The 21,883-nt window shown below is 41.3% G+C and carries 13 protein-coding genes and 1 CRISPR repeat array; of the genes, 10 read left to right on the top strand and 3 right to left on the bottom strand.

All coding sequences use genetic code 11. The features are described from left to right. The first annotated feature begins 172 nt into the window (after positions 1-172). From KOLE_RS02540 to KOLE_RS02500, 9 genes are all read left to right on the top strand, one after another. Positions 173-1,345 carry a GNAT family N-acetyltransferase gene (locus tag KOLE_RS02540; RefSeq protein ID WP_012745008.1) on the top strand — a complete coding sequence of 391 codons (1,173 nt, stop codon included), beginning with the start codon at positions 173-175 and terminating at the stop codon, positions 1,343-1,345. A gap of 53 nt (positions 1,346-1,398) precedes the next feature. After that, positions 1,399-2,670 (top strand): DUF5700 domain-containing putative Zn-dependent protease, encoded by a 1,272-nt coding sequence (locus KOLE_RS02535; RefSeq protein ID WP_041288624.1) that lies wholly within the window; start codon positions 1,399-1,401, stop codon positions 2,668-2,670. Then, the gene (locus KOLE_RS02530) at positions 2,667-3,914 is read left to right on the top strand and encodes a hypothetical protein (protein WP_012745006.1); all 1,248 of its coding nucleotides are present in this window, start codon (positions 2,667-2,669) and stop codon (positions 3,912-3,914) included. The genes KOLE_RS02535 and KOLE_RS02530 overlap by 4 nt, the downstream gene beginning before the upstream one ends. A gap of 152 nt (positions 3,915-4,066) precedes the next feature. Then, complete coding sequence (locus KOLE_RS02525; RefSeq protein WP_012745005.1) at positions 4,067-5,239, top strand: GNAT family N-acetyltransferase; 1,173 nt, start codon at positions 4,067-4,069, stop codon at positions 5,237-5,239. Between the two features lie 285 nt (positions 5,240-5,524). Beyond that, the gene (locus KOLE_RS02520) at positions 5,525-6,523 is read left to right on the top strand and encodes a DUF1175 domain-containing protein (protein WP_049753236.1); all 999 of its coding nucleotides are present in this window, start codon (positions 5,525-5,527) and stop codon (positions 6,521-6,523) included. Beyond that, on the top strand, positions 6,520-11,007 hold the full coding sequence (locus tag KOLE_RS02515; RefSeq protein ID WP_012745003.1) for an MG2 domain-containing protein: 4,488 nt from the start codon (positions 6,520-6,522) through the stop codon (positions 11,005-11,007). Before KOLE_RS02520 ends, KOLE_RS02515 begins: the two co-directional genes overlap by 4 nt. After that, complete coding sequence (locus KOLE_RS02510; RefSeq protein WP_012745002.1) at positions 11,004-11,561, top strand: hypothetical protein; 558 nt, start codon at positions 11,004-11,006, stop codon at positions 11,559-11,561. Before KOLE_RS02515 ends, KOLE_RS02510 begins: the two co-directional genes overlap by 4 nt. A 230-nt stretch (positions 11,562-11,791) precedes the next feature. Beyond that, positions 11,792-13,084 (top strand): IS110-like element ISKol6 family transposase, encoded by a 1,293-nt coding sequence (locus KOLE_RS02505; protein ID WP_012745001.1) that lies wholly within the window; start codon positions 11,792-11,794, stop codon positions 13,082-13,084. A gap of 337 nt (positions 13,085-13,421) precedes the next feature. Then, positions 13,422-14,813 carry an ATP-binding protein gene (locus KOLE_RS02500; protein ID WP_012745000.1) on the top strand — a complete coding sequence of 464 codons (1,392 nt, stop codon included), beginning with the start codon at positions 13,422-13,424 and terminating at the stop codon, positions 14,811-14,813. A 245-nt stretch (positions 14,814-15,058) separates the two neighbouring features. Beyond that, positions 15,059-15,483: a CRISPR direct-repeat array (repeat unit 30 nt; unit sequence GTTTCCATACCACATTGGTTCTTACCAAAC). 1,054 nt (positions 15,484-16,537) lie between these two features. Here the strand turns inward: KOLE_RS02500 and cas6 are convergent. The 3 genes from cas6 to KOLE_RS02485 are packed head-to-tail and all read right to left on the bottom strand — an operon-like array spanning position 16,538 to position 19,648. Continuing rightward, the gene (gene cas6, locus KOLE_RS02495; protein WP_012744998.1) at positions 16,538-17,320 is read right to left on the bottom strand and encodes a CRISPR-associated endoribonuclease Cas6; all 783 of its coding nucleotides are present in this window, start codon (positions 17,318-17,320) and stop codon (positions 16,538-16,540) included. A gap of 18 nt (positions 17,321-17,338) precedes the next feature. Next, positions 17,339-18,493, bottom strand: a complete 1,155-nt coding sequence (locus KOLE_RS02490) for an NAD(P)-dependent malic enzyme (protein WP_012744997.1) — start codon at positions 18,491-18,493, stop codon at positions 17,339-17,341. Positions 18,494-18,526: 33 nt separating this feature from the next. Next, positions 18,527-19,648: an Ldh family oxidoreductase gene (locus KOLE_RS02485; RefSeq protein ID WP_012744996.1), complete on the bottom strand. Its 1,122-nt coding sequence runs from the start codon at positions 19,646-19,648 to the stop codon at positions 18,527-18,529. A gap of 1,038 nt (positions 19,649-20,686) precedes the next feature. On the opposite strand from KOLE_RS02485, the gene KOLE_RS02480 reads away from it, so the two are divergent. Then, the gene (locus KOLE_RS02480) at positions 20,687-21,718 is read left to right on the top strand and encodes an NAD(P)H-dependent flavin oxidoreductase (RefSeq protein WP_237697534.1); all 1,032 of its coding nucleotides are present in this window, start codon (positions 20,687-20,689) and stop codon (positions 21,716-21,718) included. Positions 21,719-21,883: the final 165 nt, after the last annotated feature.

Genomic DNA, 21,883 nt, shown 5'->3' with positions numbered 1-21,883 from the left:
TGCTGCTTCATAGCTGCTATGCTGGGCTGTTGTGCCCAGGCCATGCGTGGCTTCACTACGGCTCTGCGCAACTCCGTGCGGCTAAGTATTTTGAAGATCAGGTTTAAGGTAAGGATTTGGAAACGTACAACCTACAACGCACAACCCACAACGATTTTCGAGGAGGGATAAAATGTACGAATACCGGAAAAGTGATGATGTGGAAGCCCTGATGGAAATGGCATTTTTTTCCTTCGCGGTAAAAAGAACAGAGCAAGAGCTTATTAAGAGATTTATAGACACTGGTTTGTCCAGCGGAACAGAGATATACGGCGTCTATGATTCTAATAAGCTTGTTGCAGCTTATTTGCTATATCCTTTTCAAATACGTTTCCGAAACTCAATGATTCCTATGGGAGGAATCGGTTTGGTCTGTTCAAGGCCTGATTACAGAGGGAAGGGAACAATTCGTTTTATGCTTGAAAAATCTATTGAAACGATGCGCGCTAAAGGTATGGTTGTATCCATGTTGTATCCATTCAATGTCAGTTTTTACCGAAAATATGGCTGGGAGTTGTTCTTCAGGAAGAAGCTTGTTCTTCTTAGTCCAGGCTCATTAATAGCAAAGGAAAATCCTTCAATTACCGCGGAGTATCTGAAATTTCCAGATGAAGTCTGTAAAGAGTTTTACAACGAGCACGCGAGGAAAGAATACAACCTGGCTTTGAGGGATGACCATCACTGGAAAAGGCATCTTGAGCTTTCCAACAATGAAGCAGCTAATGGCGTCGTGAAGTTCGAAAGAGATGGCAAAATAGTCGGAATGATGGCACTCTACCTTTCAAGTGGCGAGGCAATGTTTGAATCTATTGTAACCGTGAAAGACTTCATTTACAACGACAACGAAACCAAAGAAACAATGCTGAATTATCTGAAGAGATTATCTCTGCAAGTTACAAAACTCAGGATGGTCCTTCCGGAAGATTTTCTTCTCTGGCCTTATCTCTCCGATCAACCTTCAGAAGAAAAAATTGGCAATGCAGGAATGATAAGGATAGTCTCCGTGGAAAAGCTGGATGGATTGTCTGTTGATTTTGAACTGGAACCACTAATTGTTTCAGTCAACGACAAATTCTCTGAAGAGAACACCGGAAACTTTGAAATCAAGGCAGAGGGAGGTTTCTTGAGAATATCAAGAACAACAAAGTCTCCCGATATAGAATGTGATATAAGTTGTCTCTCTTCGGTAATATCCGGGTTTACCAATTTCAAAGAAATGATAGAAGCCGGTAGGGTACAGGTTTTTGAAGGTTATAGAGGGCAGGACATGCCTAAAGTTACAACGTTCAATTTGGAGCCATTTTGATATGAGAGAGATTCAATATGATTTTTGTTGTAGTTGAAAAGGGGGGGAATTCAGTGACCAATGATTTTTCTGGTTTGATTAAGCAACTTGATACGCTCGAAAGCATAAAGAAACTTTTTCGGATTCAACAAAAGCAGGCTGAACTTGGCGGAGGGTTTTACGGAGTTATTCCAGATCCCATTGAAAATCCGGAGCAAATACCCATACCGGATACGCCTGATAAATTTCTTGACCTTCTTTCTTATCTTTCACAGATAAGAGATGAACAAAGAAAAATAGTAGCCGGCACTGGATTCCCCGTAGATTTTTTAGGCAGGAATTACGTTCCGAAAGATGTGAAATCCAGCGGGAGAATAAAAATCATTCTGGATCTACACGCGGTTCGGGAAGTATTAGAATATTTTGCTAAAGAAAATCCAACCCTGGAGGAAGCCAGAGAAATCGCTGGTGGGGAAATCTTTACAGAGATGATTAAGCACAGAAATTCCCTTGGTTATGTTCCAGGCCCTGAATTTACAACGGAATTTTTGGCTAATTTTCTATTCTTCGCAGCGAACAAAGAATCTATCTATGAAATTTGGAAACAGCTAAATCCCTGGAATTTCTTTGATTTTGCCGATATTGCCTGCAATAGGGACGATTACGAAAGGGTTCTCAACGAGTTGGAGGAAAACAAAGACAATATAGAGGCACGTATTTCTGCGAGAATAGAAAAATATGTTCCTGAAGATTTCGAATTTCAGGAACGTTTTGTTTTTAGTGTTGGGTGGGCCATAAGAGGTTGGGCTACCGGAAAATATGGCGGTATCAACATTGAGCATATCAAGGACAACTATGATTTTTTGTTGGACATAATAATACACGAAACCTTTCACAGAATTCAGGCTATCCTCTATCCAGGAAATAAAGGAAAAGAATTTAGAATGCTGGAAAAACCTCTGAAGGACAAAGGAAAGGATGCCCTTTATAAAGCGATTACTTACGTATTTCTTGAGGGGTCCGCAACATATGTTCAGAAGGGAGATTTTCCAGTAGAAGATATATCCGATGTTCAGGCAGGCGTGGAACTTTTCAAGGATTTGTACAATACGATTTTTCAGCAGAAGAAATACAATGAACTAGAAAAGTTTTTGAATCGCGGCTTGAGGTCAAACGGCCCCTTTTATGCACTTGGGCATTATATGAGTTACATCATAGATAAAAAGTACGGGAATAAAGCGATTGCTGATTGTCTCAAAAAAGGGAGCCAGGAATTTTTCAAATTATTTGCTGATACAGAAGAAGGTAGGATTTTTCCAGAGGAAATTAAGGAGGTGTTGTTATGATAAATAATGAAGAAAAGATTATTGAAACCTTAAAGCGGATAAATAAAATAATAGAAGATGAGGGTATTAGGAAAAAGTACTGGTTTGATTATCCGAAGCTGCCGGTAGCGTTGTATAACGATGAGAAGATATTTTTGGTTGGTTATCCAGGAAAGCCTGCAGGTTTTGAGGAAAGCGACGGAATTCTTATTGGAAAAAAAGATGAAAGGTTCTATGGAAACACCGCTAAAGATCTTGAAGGGCAGCAGGTCGCCATATGGGATCTTACAACCATATCACCTACTGTCTCTTTCGAGAGGTTTCTCTCTTTAATTTTTCATGAGGGTTTTCACGGATATCAAAAATCTGTTGGAGAAAAACGCTGGGCAAATGATCTCCAGGTTCTCGATTATCCCTTTACCCCAATGAACCTTGCAGTGAGGTTTCTTGAGAGAAGAGAGCTACTGAGGGCAACATTTGCAGATGAGAAGAGAGAGTTTGAAGAAAGGCTATCGTCTTTTATAGCAATCAGGGAATTTAGAAGAAAACTTATAGGTGATGCGTTGAATTACGAGTTAGCACAAGAAAGTGTAGAAGGAGTCGCTGTATATGTGGAAACAAAAGCTTACAGTGACTTTGGTTCTATTCCTTTGAAGTACGCTATCGCTTATCAAGCGAACGGGATGTCTGAATTTCCAGCTTCTCTCTCAAGTTTTAGATTGAGCTGCTACGCGCCGGGGATGTGCCTTGCATTCCTACTTGACAGGTTTCAGGCAGGCTGGCAAAAGGATTATATGGAATCGGGAGAGTACATCTACGATTTCCTGAAAAAACTTTCCGGATTATCCTTTAATAACTTTTCAGAAGATTCAGTTCCATCAGAAGTTTTGGAAAATGCCGGGTATATCTTAGATAAACACAGAAAATATATAGATGAAGAATTCAGAAATTTTGAAAATTCAGCGGGATACAGGATAACGTTGAAAGGGATTTTTCCTTTGATGGGTATGGATCCTATGAACATTCTATGGAAAGAAGACTATATTATAAACAAGTATTTCTTTGCCACGCAATTCAAGGGAGTTCCAGTTTTTCTAAAGCAAAAGAGTATGGTCAAGAGAATAGAGAAAAGCTTTACTTTTTCCGAGGTTGTCTTTTATCTACCGGAGAAACCGGTACAAAATGGGGACAAAGTTGAAATCCCGGGCATTGGAGTATTTCCGGCAAGGTTGGAAGAAGATGTAAGAGGTTTTGCCGTGGTTTGAACACACTCTTTGACCCGATCTTTATCTAAACTCTAATCTCCAACATCCATTCTCGCTTTTGATTTTTAATCCCGGATCTCGGGATCTCGGATCTCGTTTTTTACGTACAACCTACAACGCACAACCCACAACGATTTTCGAGGAGGAATAAAATGTATGAATACCGGAAAAGTGAAGATGTAGAAGCCTTAATGGAAATAGCTAAGTTTTCTTTTGTAGTGGAAAAATCAAAACATGAATTCCTTAGAAAGTACATAAGAACAGCCCTGGTTAGCGGGGTTGAGATGTTTGGCGTATATGACTCTAAAAAACTCGTTGCGGCACATTTGCTCTATCCTTATCAGATGCGATTCCGAAACTCGATGGTTTCTATGGGAGGAATCAGCAAGATCTGTTCAAGGCCTGATTACAGAGGGAAGGGAACAATTCGTTTTATGCTTGAAAAGTCTATTGAAACGATGCGCGATAAAGGCATGGTCGTCTCCATGCTACATCCTTTCAATGTCAGTTTTTACCGAAAATATGGCTGGGAGTTGTTCTTCAGGAAGAAGCTTGTTCTTCTTAGTCCAGGCTCATTAATAGCAAAGGAAAATCCTTCAATTACCGCGGAGTATCTGAAATTTCCAGATGAAGTCTGTAAAGAGTTTTACAACGAGCATGCGAGGAGGGAATACAACCTGGCTTTGAGGGATGACCCTCACTGGAAAAGGCATCTTGAGCTTTCCAACAACGAGGCAGCTAATGGTGTCGTGAAGTTTGAAAGAGATGGCAAAATAGTTGGAATGATGGCACTCTACCTTTCAAGTGGTGAAGCAATGTTTGAATCTATTGTAACCGTGAAAGACTTCATTTACAACGACAACGAAACCAAAGAAACAATGCTGAATTATCTGAAGAGATTATCTCTGCAAGTTACAAAACTCAGGATGGTCCTTCCGGAAGATTTTCTTCTCTGGCCTTATCTCTCCGATCAACCTTCAGAAGAAAAAATTGGCAATGCAGGAATGATAAGGATAGTCTCCGTGGAAAAGCTGGATGGATTGTCTGTTGATTTTGAACTGGAACCACTAATTGTTTCAGTCAACGACAAATTCTCTGAAGAGAACACCGGAAACTTTGAAATCAAGGCAGAGGGAGGTTTCTTGAGAATATCAAGATCAACAAAATCCCCTGATATAGAGTGTGATGTAAGCTGTCTCTCCTCGATAATATCCGGATTTACCAGCTTCAAAGAAATGATAGAAGCCGGTAGGGTACAGGTTTTTGAAGATTATAGAGGGCAGGACCTGCCTAAGGTTGTAACGTTCAATTTGGAGCCGTTTTGATAGAAGAAGGTTTTTATCGCAGCGTAACTGCTCTCTTGCTGTGTCTTCTATGCTGGAAAAATTAAAATTTTTGTCAGGTAGCGAATGATGCTGTGAACCAGTTGTTATGTTTTTTATTTTCTAAAAGAGTGGATAAAAGCGAAAAATTTTACACATATTTTCTGGTATATTTAAAATATATTGAACCAAACATATTGTTTGTTAGTCAAAAATCCACAAGAACACTTAAAGAAATAAAAATGATGTTTGTTATTCAAATTTAGTATATTAAGCGGTGTGAGGGTAGTGCGAGATAGGGATTTTCTTTATTTAGTTTTTATGTTCGCATTTGTTGCGATTTTTTCATTTGTATACCTTTCGGTCGAGAGGGTTGTAAAGACAGATCTTGACGTATCCTGCGGTTCTCGTGTTGGCAGCTTGCTTGTTGTGTCTGCACCCACCTGCCCTTTCGAGCAAATCGATTCTCTTTCTTACGCCGGAGTAACCCTCGAAGAGAAAAGGGTTCTTCCTGACAAAAACATTTATCTGTTCCGGGTAATAGCCAAAGATGTCTCTATTTCCATCCTGTATAACCGCGAGATCAAGCATCGAAAAAGTGTACAGCTTCATTTTGAATCCTGGAAAGATGATAATTCGGATGGTTTTCCTGACGAGCTTGTTTTGAAGGGAGAAGACAGTTATATTCTCAGATCGTGGTTTGTTAATATAGCGCTTTGCCAGAGCCTTCAGCTTTCACCGAATTGGAGAGAAAATCAGCGCGATTGTGCTGGCCTGGTACGTTTTGCGATGAAAGAGGCTCTTAAGCACCATAACAAAAAGTGGTTTCAAGAAACAGGAATCGATCCTGAGATCTGGCTTGAAAAAACGGGAGTAGACCTGAGAAGCATTCCTGATGTCAGTGCCTACAATTATCCTGAAGCACCCGTTGGAGGAACGAATATATTTGTTGTTGGAAAGGATAGACTGAGTTCTTTCGCCACCGCATATGCTATTTTGAAATACAATGTCAACTTCGTTGGATTTGATTTAAGCGCTGCTTTACCCGGAGACTTGCTGTTTTTTCACAATCCCAATCCGGTAACTTTCCATACCATGATTTATACCGGTGAAGGGCTTGTGTACCATACAGGACCGGTATCCGAGGAAGATCCCGGAAAGATAAAGTTATGGAGGCTTGATGATTATATGCGTATTATGCCCATTCAGTGGTTACCAATCAGAGAGAATACGTGCTTTCTTGGAATATACAGACTGAAAATTCTCGGGGAGGGGGAGATTAGATGAAAAAGAGTGTGGTTGTGTTTCTTCTTGTTATGTTGACAGTGATGGCTTTTTCTTTCACTGTGAGGGATTATGTTAAAAGGGTGAACGATATCATCGTTGAGTTCAAAGACGCAAAGGAAATCCCGGCCATTTATCCTGAAGAATACGATGGAACAATAGTTATTTCCATATACGAGCTCAAGCCGGAAAATATCTTTGGCGTAAAGAAGATTTCAGACGTAATAATCCCTGCCAAACCAGCGAAGGTCATAAAAGTACAGAGTCATCCGGGTATGAAAATAGAACTGCCCTTTGAGGATTTGAAAGGCATAAACTATGTTGTCATCGACTCCGAAAGGATGACAGAACGTTTCATAATGCTGTACAGGAATTTATCACCTAAAGTGGTGGCAACAGAAAATCAATTACTCATAGCTACCTGGAATCGAGAGACGGGAAAACTTGTTGAAGATCTGAAGGTGTATAGACTCGAAGATGGCAGCTTGCTGTCGGAAAGCGGTGTCGATGGTGTGGTTGAAATCACGGACATGATCGATGAAAACCGCACTTTGCTCTTTGCTTCGAAAGAGGGTTATTTTTTATGGAAACCAGGCAAACTTAGCGAGAGCGTTCCATCAAGCACTATGGTTTTTGTGTTTACCGATAGGCCTGCATATAAAGCAGGTGAAACTGTCAATTACCGATTTTTCTTCAGGACAATTACATCGAAGGGTTATTCTCTTGCGGAAAATCTCGAAAATGTAAATCTGAAGATCCTCGATCCGCTCAACAGGGAAGTATTTAAAAAGGACATAGCTCTGGATGAATTTCTTTCTTACACCGGAAAGTTTGAAACGAACTCCGAGATGTTAAGGGGCTCTTACAAGCTGGTACTCAACTGGAAGAAAGATGACAAAAACCAGGAATATGTTTACTACTTTAAGATAGCGGATTATAAAAAGCCGACATTCAAGGCGGAGGTCGAACCAACCCGGAGATATTTCCAGAAAGGATCACCTATAACTGTCAGAGTTAGTGCTTCTTATTATTATGGGGATCCGGTTATAAGGGGAGAGGTTGTCTACACTATTCTGCAGAACGGCCGGTTTATCGATACAGGTAAGACTTTTTTAGATAATAAGGGACGTACAGTAATTGGTTACGGTAAAGAATTAGAACCGGGAGATTACACGATGATGGTAACTGTTTCGGATGATACAGGAATGGAATCACAGTACCAGATTCCATTCAGCGTGGTAACGGCACCATACCGTTTTCAAGTGGAATATACCAAAGAGGATTCGCAAATAGTTTTCGACGTAAAAACAATTGATCTGGATAATTCACCGGTTTCGAAAACCTTTGAGGCAAAGGTATGGTACTTACTGAAATACTATGAAAAAATAAATGGCGAATATAAGGAAAAGAAGCTGAAGGTATATATCTACGATTTCAAGATGAAGACAAACGAATCCGGAGGTGTTCGTTTTACAGTTCCCCTCGAGAATCTTCCTGTTGACAAAGATGTTTATCTGACTTTGATTGGAGAAGACGGCGCGAAATATGAAGTAAGGCTAGATTATAAAGATGAACTGGTATCTTCAGAAAAAAAGACATTATTGAGCATCAAAAAGATCCCGGACGCTGTTCCAGGTAAACCTCTAGAAATTGAATTTGAAGCGTCAAAAGAGACAGATGTGTGGTTTGTTGCCGATTTTTCTGGCGTTTTGTACTCCAAGGTTGTTACTGCGAAGAGAGGAAAAAATACCGTTCTTCTTGATATTCCCGAGAGCTATATCTTTGGTACCTTTGCCCTTGAAGTTATCAGTTTCTTAGAGGATAAAAATACTACATATGAGAAAAAGACAATCGTGAAAGTTAAGGATCAAAAAGGATATTACCGATTGAGTATCCATAATGAACCTGTTTATTTGCCCGGATCTCAGGTTTCTCTCAAGTTAAAGGTTACCGATAATAATGGGAAACCTGTTGAAACGAGTTTCACGGTAGCGGTGGTTTCTCAGGCACTTCTGGATGTGTTCGAAAAAGGAAGGGATAGCTGGAAGGAAACCCTTGGTTCGGGTGTTCAGAATAGTTTTGTAACAATGCGCTTCTTAGATCTTGATACCGTTAAAAACAGTTTTTACCCTTCAATTTCGAACCTGATAAATTACACGAGTGATTATTACATTGCAGCGGAATCAAAGGTTTTTAGACCTGTTTTGACTGAAATCGGATCCAATGCGAACTATCTGCCGCCTACTGTTGAAGAACAAATCCGAAAGGATTTTTCTGACACGGCATTATGGCAAGTTGTTGGTATATCTGATAGTTCTGGAGTTGCGACTATTACATTTACGCTCCCGGATAATCTTGACAAATGGACAATAAGGGCATTGGCAGCGATGAAAGACGGTAGCTTTGGTTACTCGAATTCCGAATTTGAGACTAAAAAACCTGTTGATGTAATCAGCTACCTTCCGGAGTTCTTCATTTCAGGTGATGAGGCTTACCTCTCTTTCCTTGTGAATAACCATACAGATCAGGATATAAAGGGGCGATACTTCTTTGAACTGGAAGACTGTATTAAGCAAAGCAAAGAGATTTCAATCGAGGCTGGTTCAGCAGCTACATTGAGATTCAAGGTCAGAATCAAGGAAATACCACCGCTAACAAGCGATGAAGCGACTCTCAGATTTGTCTTTACCGGTGGTCAATTTTCAGACGGTATCGAAAAAAAGATAAGAATCAAACCGCGATTCGTACAACGTGAACAGTCTTACAAACTCTTTATGAAGAGTGAAAGGGAGATAATTGTTCCCGACAATTTCAAGGGTGAGTTGATCATAAATAACGATCTTAACCGGGAGCTTTTTAGCGCAATAAAATATCTGGTTAAATATCCTTATGGCTGTGTTGAACAAACCATGAGCAAATGGCTTCCCCTGATAGCTGCAAAGAGACTGCTTTCCTACGGCGATAAGAGTTTCCGGAAAAAAGTGGATGAATACCTTGATTATGGTCTAAAAAGACTCTATGGATTCCAGCATTATGATGGAGGATGGGGATGGTGGAAAGATGATAGTTCTGACGATTTTATGACCGCTTACGTTATGTATGGTTTTTATCTTGCCGAGAAGGCCGACTTGAAAATAAACGACAGCGTACAAAAGATGGGGTTTGATTACCTGAAGCGAAACAAGAGCAATCCTTTTGCACAATACGTTATATCACTTTATGCGAAGAGATACAACTACGAATTTAAGCCTTATCTTCCGAAAAAAGACCCTGCGTCAGTGATTTTGATAGCGCTCGCATTCTGCGAAACAGGAGATAAAGCAGCAGCTCAAGAGTATCTCAGAACTTTGTGGGATTCTATAGACCTTGAATCAAATCGGATTTTCAAAAATACTTTTAACTATTTCTTCGATGATACCGTAACACTGAGTTTCCTGCTTGAATTGCTGCAAAAACTGGATTATCCGGATGAAAGCATTACAGCTGTTGCAAACAAGATACTGTCGTTGAGCATTGGTGGCAGATGGTCAAGAACAATATCCACCGCCCTTGCGGTGATGGAACTGAGTACTTTTGGTGAGAGATCGCTTTATGAAGATACGAAAGTAGCTGTTCGCCAGGGAGATAAGGTTTTGTTTGATGACACAGTACACGCAGGTGAACAAATCAGCATTCCGTTGAAAACGGGGAAGTTCATTGTTTCAGTGTCTGAACCTATCTGGTTGAACCTCATAGGTGACTTCTACTATCCAATGGAAATGATGAAGGCAATGGGAAATGGTTTCAAGTTGACGAGAGTGTTCAGGAAAGTCGAATATGTAGAGGAAGGCACGGAGAAAGGGCAGAAGTTGGAGGTTGAAATAGATTCACCATACAGGATATACAGCATAAATAGATTTAATCCTGGAGAATACGAAGAATTGAGCTTAAATCCCGTTGTTGTCATAGATGGCCAACAGGTTCATTTCAATGATGGGGAGCTTATGATTGGAGATAATCACCTGGGATGGTTCCTGATGAGACCAGAAATCCTTGGTGTGAATGAAGAGGGAATTTTCGTAAGGGATGAGGCTGAGGAATCTTATTACATTGTGAAGATAAAGGAACGTACGCCAGAATTAAAAGTGGGAGACTTGATAATCGTTGAGACTGATATTTCAAACAAGAAATATCTACCTTATGTTGTTATAGAAGATCCCGTACCTTCTGCAGCGCTTGTTACTGATACTTCTGTGGTTGGTGCAAGGCGTGAATGGTTCTACGACAAATTCTACACTTACAGATATCCAGATGCAAGCTTCATTGAGCGCCGTTTTGACAGGGCCGCTTATTTCTTCAGGTATATCAGTAAAAATACGATACGCACAAGTTATCGATTGATCGCGCCCGGGGTTTATATAATACCTCCTGCAAAATGCTGGGCAATGTATGAAGAAGAATTTTTTGCTTTCACTGAGGGTGCAGTAATCGAGGTAAAAGAGAGATGAAAAAGGTCTTTGTACTTGTTGTGTTAGTTATATCGGTGGTTGGCCTGGGTTATCGGGTCACCACCGTTTCCTGGTACGACAATGGACTTGAAGATTATCGTTACCGGCTTGAGTGCTTGACTGGTGAGAAAGCCACTGAAACTGTTTATACGGTAATAGTTGCCGATAGTACCGGTGAGTTCTGCCGTTTATCTGGTTTACCGTACTGGGTTCTGGCGGGTGTTAGAGACGATACGATTTTCATGCAGCCCCTGTCTCTTAATTACGATCCTATAAGATCTATTGCTCACGAATTATCTCACATTGCCTTTAGAAAATATGGATTTCCTTACTGGGTAGAAGAGGGATTGGTGTGCATTGTAACTTGTGAATGGATGGGAGCTAATATAAAAGAACTTGCTGATATCGAAACCGTGGAGCCTTCAAAACTTGATTTCTATTCCTATCAGAAGTACAGTTTTACCGCCTGGAAACGCGTTAGCCTGTTGCTACAAGAACACACCTTCGAAGAACTCGTGAAATTCTTTTCGGAATCTGGTGGGGGACGTTTTTAAAGACGAGAACCGAGAGTCCGAGAACCGATGTAGGAGTAAAATAAAGGAGGCAGTCAGGAGGAAGAGAGGAACAGAGAACCGATCCGCCATAAGAGCGACTGCTTCTCACACTCCCTCTTCCATCCTGGGAGTACTAGAGGATCAATAGTAGGATATCCGGGGAAACCCAGGAACGCTACATCGATTAACCTGTACTCATTGACTGCACAATGTTTTTTGGAGGAATCAGTATGGATATTGTGGGAATTGACTGGTCGTGGAATTTTCACACCTGCTATTCTATCGAACAGGATAAGGTTTTTAAGATCAAAGATGGTATAGCGGGATATGAGAAACTGTTGAAAAGGGTATCAAAAGACGCTGTTTTCGTCATTGAAGAGAGTTTTAATCGCTTGGGAGATTTCTTGCTATCCAGAGGGAAAGAGGTTTATCTCCTGCCACCGAAAAGGTCAAAGGAAGCCAGAGGCTATCATTCAAATGGTGTGAAGACTGATTCAACGGATGCCAGGTGTATTGCCCTTACCTACAAAGAACACCCGGAATATTGTATTAAGGCAACACATGACGAACTTGGCATGCTTTTCAGGGAATTGTTGAGGCATTACAGGTACTATACCGACATGGCCTCGAGGCTTAAGAACAAACTTCAAAACGAACTGCATAATTATTTCCCTGAATATGCTAGGGTGATGGGTAATTCTTGGACAGATTGTGACGGGAGGATATTCCTGCTCACCATATGCCCGGATGTAACCGAACTCAGGAAGATTTCTGACAAGGAGATAAATAGACATTTCAAAGCGAATCATCTACGCTACACATCCTCATTGAAAAGAAAGGTCAAAGAACTCAGGGAAAAAGCCATTGATTGGGGCATGTCGAAATACACCAGGGACATGATCGCAAATGTTGCCACACAACTTCTGGAAGCAAAAAGAGAGAAAAAGAAAATAACAAAAGAGATGGAGAAAGAACTACGTAAATCGAAATACAACATAATACTGACGCTCCCGGGTGTTGGAGTAGCCACAGGAGTAGCATTGGTAACAGCATTTCTTACACACGAATTCAAAAATTACAGGGATTTCCAGAAGTATTGTGGAACTATGCCAATAGTATCCCAGAGTGGTAATTTTCGCATGTGCAGGATGAGGAAAAACTGTGACAAGAAACTCAGAGGCATTCTCCATATGATGGCGATAAACGCGAAGAAATGCGGAGCATGGATGAAAGGCTACTATGACAAGAAGACAAATAAAGAGGGCAAGAAACCATCTCTTGCCCTCAGAGCATTGGCGAACATCCTCGTCAAGATAGCCTTCGCCATGCTAAGAAACCTAAAAGCCTACGATGAGGAACTCTTCCTTTCCTCACGTGGGAACAAGAGTCCTCGGTTAAATTATACAACAAGAAATAGCATACCGGGGACTAAAAAAATGACGAAAGAAAAGTTATCCCTGCCTGTCTCTGTTGCTCAAACCAACTGCCATTTGGGAACAGTTTCAGGTAGTCTGTCTCCTTGACTTGACATAGTAGGTGATGTTGGAGATTAGAGTTTAGATAAAAATCGGGTTTAGGATATAGAAAATCCAAGAACCAGGAACTAACAACTAGTAACTAACAACTGAATTTCTGTCAGAGATCCGATAGCTGCTGTGTAGCGAATAAGTCCGGTCTTGCTGGAGGGCCTGCGGCGTAAAATGCAAAAGAGCGAGATTTGATGTTGGAGACAGGATTTTAGATAAAAATCGGATCTGGGGAGTCAGGAACATCAAATAAATTTAGCGTTTGAGGTGAAAGTGTAGTATAATTAACTCGTAAGTTATTAACTTTAGAGTTAATAATATTCGAGGTGGTTCTATGTTTATTGGTAGAAGGATGGAATTAGAAAAACTGGATAGACTCTGGAAAAAGGGGAATTTTCAATTGGTTGTTGTTTATGGAAGACGTCGTGTTGGAAAGACGACGTTGTTAAAAAAGTTTTCTGAAGGGAAGAACAGTATTTTTTTCGTATGTGATGAAGTGAATGAGAAGGTTATGCTCGATAGTTTTTCGAAATTTGTGCTCGAGCATTTTGGGCTATCTGAAACAATAGCACCATTTGAGTCCTGGGAGAAGGTTTTCAGGTTTATAGGTGAAAGGGCCAGAAAAGAACAATTGTTGTTGGTAATAGATGAGTTTCCGTACATGGTAAACGCAAGCCCGGAAGTTCCTTCTTTACTTCAGAGAATGATCGATCATGAATTTGCCAATTCAAAGTTATTCATTGCTCTGTGTGGTTCTTCAATAGGCTTTATGGAGAAGGAAGTGCTTGGAAGTAAAAGTCCTCTTTTCGGGAGACGAACAGCGCAATTCAAAATAGAACCATTCAATTATCTTGAAGCTTCCAATTTTTTCCCCTCACTAGGAGCTGAAGAAAAAGTCATTACTTATGGAATACTCGGGGGAGTTCCTCAGTATTTGTTGAAATGGGATGAGGCTCTTTCTATAAAGCAAAATATAATGAACAACTTTCTGGATACATCCGCATATTTATATGAAGAGCCGAGGTTTCTTCTAAAACAGGAGTTGAGAGAACCTGCTTTATACAATGCAATAATAGAGACTATTGCATTTGGGGCGAGCAGACTCAACGATATTGCCAACAAAATTGGGCAGCGGAATGACAAAACGGGAAAGTACATAAAGATTCTGATGGAATTAGAGATTGTTGGGAAAGAAATTCCTGTAACAGAAAAAGAAAACTCAAAAAAATCATTGTACTTTATACGAGATGAGTTGTTCAGATTTTGGTATACCTTCATTTTTCCAAATCGTACGCTCGTAGAAACCGGTATGAGTGAATATATTTTGAATAGCAAAATATTACCTGGATTAAGCGAATATACTGGAAAGACATTTGAAAGGGTTTGCGCGGATTTTGTAAAAAGAAAAAACGCTAAGGGAGAATTTACCGTACGGCTTGAAAAGATTGGAAGATGGTGGGGGAATAACCCTTTCAAAAAGAGGCAGGAAGAAATAGATATTGTTGGCCTAGGAAATGAAGGCATGCTTTTTGGCGAATGTAAATGGCAGAATCGAAAAGTTGACATTTCTGATTTGAATAAACTTGTTGAAAAAAGTGAACTTTTCAATACTGAGAAAAAAATATACGTTTTGTTCTCAAAGTCTGGTTTTACCTACAAACTTTTGGAGAGGGCAAAAAATGATGAAACAATACGGCTTTACACATTGGAAGAGTTGTTCGAATAGAATTTTTTTGCGCAAGGATCATGCGCTGAAGTGCGGAGCTGCGCTCCGGACGCTCACAAGGTTGACGCTTGCAGAGGCTGACGCTTGCAAGGCTGATGAAATCTGAGATCGAGGATTCGGTACCTCCTAAGAAGTAAGGCTGTTATGCCAGCTTGCATAATTGGTTTTTACTTCAACGTCGTAAGCCTCAGTCTTCGAACGTCGCTCCATCAGCTGACAGCGTCCGCAAGCCTCATGGCCACAGGCCATTCATACCACATTGGTTCTTACCAAACCAGGCGCTTTCCCGGGTAGCTCAACAGGTTCATTAGTTTCCATACCACATTGGTTCTTACCAAACTTTATGTCCGGCGTGCGAGGAGTGAGTAGTGTGTTGTTTCCATACCACATTGGTTCTTACCAAACTATTTATTGGTAGTACTTTTACGGACATCGAAAATAGTTTCCATACCACATTGGTTCTTACCAAACCAGTCAGAATATAAAGTTTTACGTAAAATAAAAAGGAGTTTCCATACCACATTGGTTCTTACCAAACACAAATAGTTTCATCAATGATGAAGGCTCATACACGTTTCCATACCACATTGGTTCTTACCAAACTAGGTCAGTGGGTTCAATTCCCACCCCCGCTGCCAAAGTTTCCATACCACATTGGTTCTTACCAAACAGTATATATTACAAGGAAATTATAAGGAAAAGCAATGCGTTAAGTCAAGGGAATTTGGGAATTTTTGATAGGGAGAGAAATAATTATTTCTAAAAAGTTAATCTGTAAGGAGGGATAAGATATAGATTCGTTGTCCGGAGAGGGGTACAGTAAACCCTGTGAATGTAAACGAGTTGACAGTCGAATGACCAAGGATTTGTCGGATCTCTGTTAAGGATTTTAGAGAATTTCTAAATAGCGTGGGTAGTTAATCAATGATAGGAATTACCTAAAATTTTACCGGTCGGTTGATTCGACGAAGGTCTGTAACAAATATATTAAGCTCTGAAAGCGACTAATAAAAATGCAAATAGTACGATTTAACGATGTATAAAACGAGCGTTTAACATCTCGCGGTAACAAACGTAATATAATTTAACAGAGATCCGACAATAAGGAAAGCAAACTAACGTGTGTGAAATAGAAAAATAGCACATTACAGAGAACTGTTACAAAGTGAAGTCAAGTGACTGAATTCGAGAAATGAGTTCGGGTATGTAAATGTAAAATTAAGCACGCTATGGAAGAATTGCTATGAAAATTAGGCGGGTACGAATCCCTTTGAGATTGAGACGAATGGCTTTGCAGATGGAAAACATTTGTCGCTTGCAGAGGCTGTCAGCTGGTAGAGCGACGTTCGAAGACTGAGGCTTGCAGACGCTGTGTCCGGCATCTCCCTTTATAAACAGAAGCTGTCATCCTGAACTTGATTCAGGATCTACTGTTCTTGATTTCTCGGATTCTCGGGTCTCGGATCTCGAATTTTATACAGCATGCTGTGTCCTACAATACCGAATCTCGGATCTCAGTTATCGTTTTAAGTGTCAATTTTTTCAACTGCGAAGCAGTTTATAACAACCACGAAGTGGTTCGAAACAACTCCGCAGGAGTTCGTGCCAATCCCAAAGGGATTCGTGTCCGCTGCGAAGCAGCCTTCTCGGATCTCGGGTCTCGGATCTCGAATTTTATACAGCATGCTGTGTCCCTACTATATGATTACGTATTGCGTTGATATTTAATATTTGTATCCTGCTAATTCGACCATTCCCATTCCCAGGGAGTTTTTCTGGCCAATGCCAACATCATATAGGAATCTTATGATCTCGGAATCTCCGATAGCAATTACAGGGACTACTGATCCTATGATTGTCTGGTTAGGACTGAGGTTGATTTTGCACGAGGTTCTTTTTCCCTTTTTTTCGAGATATGTTCTATCGACTTGAAGGGATATGTCGGCGTTTTCTTGACCAGTGAAGATTTTCCATTTTTCTTTCGCGTTTTTTGTGAGGTATTCATCGAATTCATCGGGGGATTGGTAGGCTCTTATGTAGAAAGGAGTGTTATATCCTTCAACCCTTTTTGATAATACTATTGGTGTGATTGCTTTAAACACAGTTTTATCTCCAAAATCTGGTGTAGTGAGTGCCCTGGCGCTGTCTACTTTCAACGTGTGATCCCCAAGCTTTACGTAATCCTCGGCAAGAAAAAACTCTATCAGGTTTGTGAGGAACTCTTCTACCGGTGAGGAAATGTATAGAGATACTTGATCGGTTTTGAATAGGATTAATTCTTTGTTTTCTCCGATGTATTCGTAGTGATTTCTTGGAGCTATTAACCTCGAGAAGCAGAAAAATTTGAATTTTTTGTTTCCATCCATAAATCCTTTTTCATGGAGCCATGAGGAGAATTCTGGATTGGATTTTCTTATCATGTTGTAAATCATGCCAGCGAGCTGATGGTAATGATCTCTTTTGAAAGCCTTGTTTTTGGCTTCTTTGAGAATTACTTTGATCCTCACCTGTAAACCTCCTTGTTGTTATTCCTCTTCCGCTGCTTTTATGACTGCTTCGGCTACGGCATCTGCTATTCCAGGCTGGAAGGGTTTTGGGAGTATGTTTTCTTCGTTTAATTCGGATTCCGGTATCATGCCGGCTATGGCGTAAGCCGCGGCGATTTTCATTTTATCCGTTATTTGTTTTCGGCATTTTAGAGCCCCCTTGAATATTCCCGGGAATGCGAGGACGTTGTTTACCTGGTTTGGGAAATCTGAGCGGCCTGTTCCAACTATCCTTGCACCACCCGCTTTTGCTTTATCCGGCATTATTTCCGGAACAGGGTTGGCCATAGCAAAAACGATGGCGTCTTTGTTCATCGAAGCTATCATTTCTTCTGTGACAATGTTTGGTGCTGAAACCCCTATGAACAGGTCTGCACCCTTTATTACTTCTTTCAGAGTTCCCTTTACGTTGTCCGGGTTGGTGATTTCGGCGATTTTTGTCTGGGCAGGATTTGTCCAATCGGCTCCCCTATATATGGCTCCGGGTTTATCGCAGAGGATTATGTGCTTAAAGCCGAATTTTATCAGGAGTTTTGTGATCGCTATTCCGGCAGCGCCAGCCCCGTTGATCACTACTTTCATTTCATTTGGCTTTTTCTGGACGATCTTCAGAGAATTTATGATTCCGGCTAACACGACTATAGCTGTTCCGTGCTGATCGTCGTGGAAAACCGGGATATTTAATTCGGCTTTCAATCTTTCTTCGATTTCAAAGCATCGTGGAGCGGAAATGTCTTCCAGGTTTATTCCACCAAAGCCGGGAGCAATGTATTTAACGGCTTTTACTATTTCATCCACATCTTTTGTGTCCAGGCATATCGGGAAAGCATCTATGCCGGCAAATTCTTTGAAGAGAACCGCTTTTCCTTCCATCACAGGCAAAGCGGCTTCGGGGCCGATGTCTCCCAGACCGAGAACAGCCGTTCCGTCTGTGACTACGGCAACGGTGTTGCCTTTCATTGTATACTTATACACTTTTTCGGGATCTTCTGCTATTTTTCTGCAAGGTTCGGCTACTCCAGGGGTGTAGGCGATTGAGAGGTCTTCGGAGGTTTCTACTTTCGCTTTGGAAATAACCTCGAGTTTTCCCTGCCATAATTCATGCTGTTTAAGTGCTTTTTCTTTGAGATCCATTTTTATCCCTCCGCATGTTTCTGGTTTTTATAATCATTCCCAGGGGAATTTATACTGGTCTAAATTGAATTCATCTCTTAATTGAACGAGTTGTTCTCTGAGAACGTGGTTTAGTGGAGCACCTTTATCTTTTCTTTCTAACCATGTCAGGTATTCTTTTTCGCCGGCGGTGTATATTCTTTCAGCCCCCGGCGCTTTTTTTGAGTTTCTCAAAGCTCTCAGTATTTCACCCGTTGTTTTTTTGAAGTTTTCTAATTCGGTAAAGGCCTCGATATTGATTGCAATAAAGAAATGGCCGATTCTATACGGGACACGATTTCCCTGTTCATCGAAGCCTGTCAGCATTTTGAGAAAGTTTCCACCCTGAAGGGCAGCGGAGAGTATTTCAACTACAGTGGCGTAACCGTAACCTTTGTATCCGGCTGTTTCTTCTCCTATTCCACCGAGTGGAACCAGTGCGGCTTTTCCTTTTTTCAGGTCTTCAAGGATTTGTTCGGTATCCGTTCTGGTTTTTCCGTCTTCTCCTATTACCCAGCCTTCAGGAATTTCTTTACCTGCTCTGGCGTAAACTTCGATTTTTCCTCTCTGAGAGACACTCGTGGCACAGTCAAGAATGAAGGGAAATTCTTCGTCTGAAGGCATTCCGAAGGTCAATGGGTTTGTCCCAAGCATGGGTTCTACGCCAAAGGTGGGGGCTATGGATGGCCTCGCATTAGTACCGGTGATACCTATCATGCCTTCATCTACAGCCATCTGGACATAGTATCCAGCAATACCATAATGGGTAGAGTTTCTTACTGCGACCATTCCCATGCCGTACTTTTTTGCTTTTTCTATGGCCAGTTTCATGGCTTTGTAGCCTATTACATGTCCCATGCCGTTGTGCCCATCTACTACCGCCGTTGTCGGGCTTTCTCTGACGATTTCAAAGTTTGTGATGGGGTTCTGGATTCCCGCTTGAATTCTTTCGACATAAATTGGCTTAAGTCTGCCGACTCCGTGGGAGTCGATACCTTGTTTGTCAGCCGTAATAAGCACATTTGCGACTATTTTGGCATCTTCTTCCGGAACTCCAAGAGCTTTAAAAACATCGACCATAAAGTTTTCGAGAACGTCAAAATCCAACCAGACAACATCGTCGTAAACTACTTCCATGTACGAACATCTCCTTTTTTTCAAAACTTATTTACGTTTCAAATATAACATGAGGACAGAAAAAAACGAGAACTGAGTGAGAGGGCTGCTTCGCAGCGGACACGAATCCCTTTGGGATTGACACGAACTCCTGATAAGAATCCGAGAAACCGAGAACCGGGAACCGATAGCTGCTGCGAAGCCGAGGCTTGCTACGCTGTCAGCTGGTAGAGCGACGTTGTCAGCTGATGGAGCGACACGAACCGCAAGCGGTTGTTACGAACTCCTTTGGAGTTGACTCGAACCACTACGTGGTTGTTCCGAGCCGCTTCGTGGTTGATAAGCGCCTAAGGCGGAAAAGACCAAGAGCGGGTATAGGGTCTGGGGTATAGAGAAACCATTAAAGATCCGAGAACCGAGAAACCGAGAACCGGGAACCGATAGCTGCTGCGAAGCCGAGGCTTGCAACGCTGTCAGCTGGTAGAGCGACGCTTGAAGGCTGAGGCTTACGACGTTGAAGTAAAAACCAGGTATGCAAGCTGGCACAGCAGTCTTACTTCTTAGGAGATATCGAAGCCTCGATCTCAGGTTTTTATCGGCCTTGCAAGCGTCAGCCTCTGCAGCGTCAACCTTGTGAGCGTCCGGAGCGCAGCTCCGCACTTCAGCGCACGTTCCTTGCGCTTCATACGAGATCCTGAATCAAGTTTAGGATGACAAGTCAAGCTTAGGGTGACAATCTCTGTTTTTCAAAAAATTGGGTTTATGGTGTAGAAAGTTCGAGAATCAGGTACTGATAATCAATAACTAATAACGGGTGGTTGAAGTTACTGGTGCGACATAATTAACTCGTGAGTTATTAACTTTAGAGTTAATGCTTTGCTTGATGATTGTGAGATTGTCAGTAGTTCGGGGTTGATAATCACTTTTGGCTTTTTTTTGGGATATGGTTTTATGTTAGAATTCTCCTAAAGTAAAACAAGTAAAATGTAGAAATCGGAAATCCTTATTTTGTTTTGATTTGAAAGGAGCGTGAAGGTTATTAAGTTAAACATTGGGGGTTTGAAGCCAAAAATTCCTCTTATACAGGGTGGTATGGCTGTTGGTATATCACTTGACAATCTCGCTTCAGCGGTTGCCAATGAAGGCGGGATAGGGGTTATAGGCACAGCCGGCATAGGAATGATGGTGGGAGGTAATAGAAGGAATTTTGAGCAGGCGAGCATAGAAGGCTTAAAAAGGATCATTCGAAATGCTCGCGAAAAAACCAACGGCATTCTTGGTGTGAATATCATGGTTGCATTGACCAATTATAAGGATATGGTGACTACGGCGATCAAGGAAAAGATAGATGTCATAATTTCTGGAGCCGGATTGCCGCTGGATCTGCCTTCTTTTTTAAGTGAGGGTTCAAAAACCAGGTTGATTCCAATAGTATCTTCGTTGAGATCTGCTCAACTTATTTTCAGGAGATGGTTGAAAAGGCATAACTATATACCGGATGCTTTTGTGGTTGAAGGACCAAAAGCCGGAGGACATTTAGGATACCGTCCAGAACAGCTCGATGATCCTGAGTCTTCACTTGAGAGGACTATTCCTCAGATACGTGATTTTACCGAAGAGATTAAAAGGGAGTATGGTAAGGAGGTTCCTGTTATTGCTGCCGGGGGGATATACAGCTCTGATGACGTGAAAAGAGTGTTCTCGTTGGGAGCGTCTGGAATACAGGTAGGAACCCCGTTTATTGCAACTGAGGAATGCGATGCGGATATCAGGTTTAAGGAAACGATCGTGAACGCTAAAAAAGAGGACATAGTGATTATCAAAAGCCCGGTTGGTTTACCCGGTAGGGCTGTGCGGAATAAATTCATCGAAGATGTTGAAGCGGGAAAGAAAAAGCCATTCAGATGTGGGTTTCATTGTATAAAGACGTGTAATGTCAAAGATGCTCCATATTGTATAGCCGAGGCCCTTTTGAATGCTTCAAAAGGGAACCTTGAAGATGGGTTTGCTTTTATCGGAGCTATGGGATATAAAATCAACAAAATCACGACCGTTAAGGAAGTAATCAGAAAGCTTTTTAAGGGAGTGTGATAAACCACTAGATCAGAGAATCCGAGAGACCGAGAAAGCCGCTTCACGGCGGATACGAATCCCTTCGGGATTGTCACGAACTCCTTCGGAGTTGACCCGAACTGCTGCGCAGTGATAAACACCGTTGTGGGTTGTGCGTTGTAGGTTGTACGAAAAAAACATTGA

Origin of the sequence: Kosmotoga olearia TBF 19.5.1 (genome assembly GCF_000023325.1) — a bacterium.
Taxonomy (GTDB): domain Bacteria; phylum Thermotogota; class Thermotogae; order Petrotogales; family Kosmotogaceae; genus Kosmotoga; species Kosmotoga olearia.
This window is presented reverse-complemented; position numbering and strand designations above follow the sequence as displayed.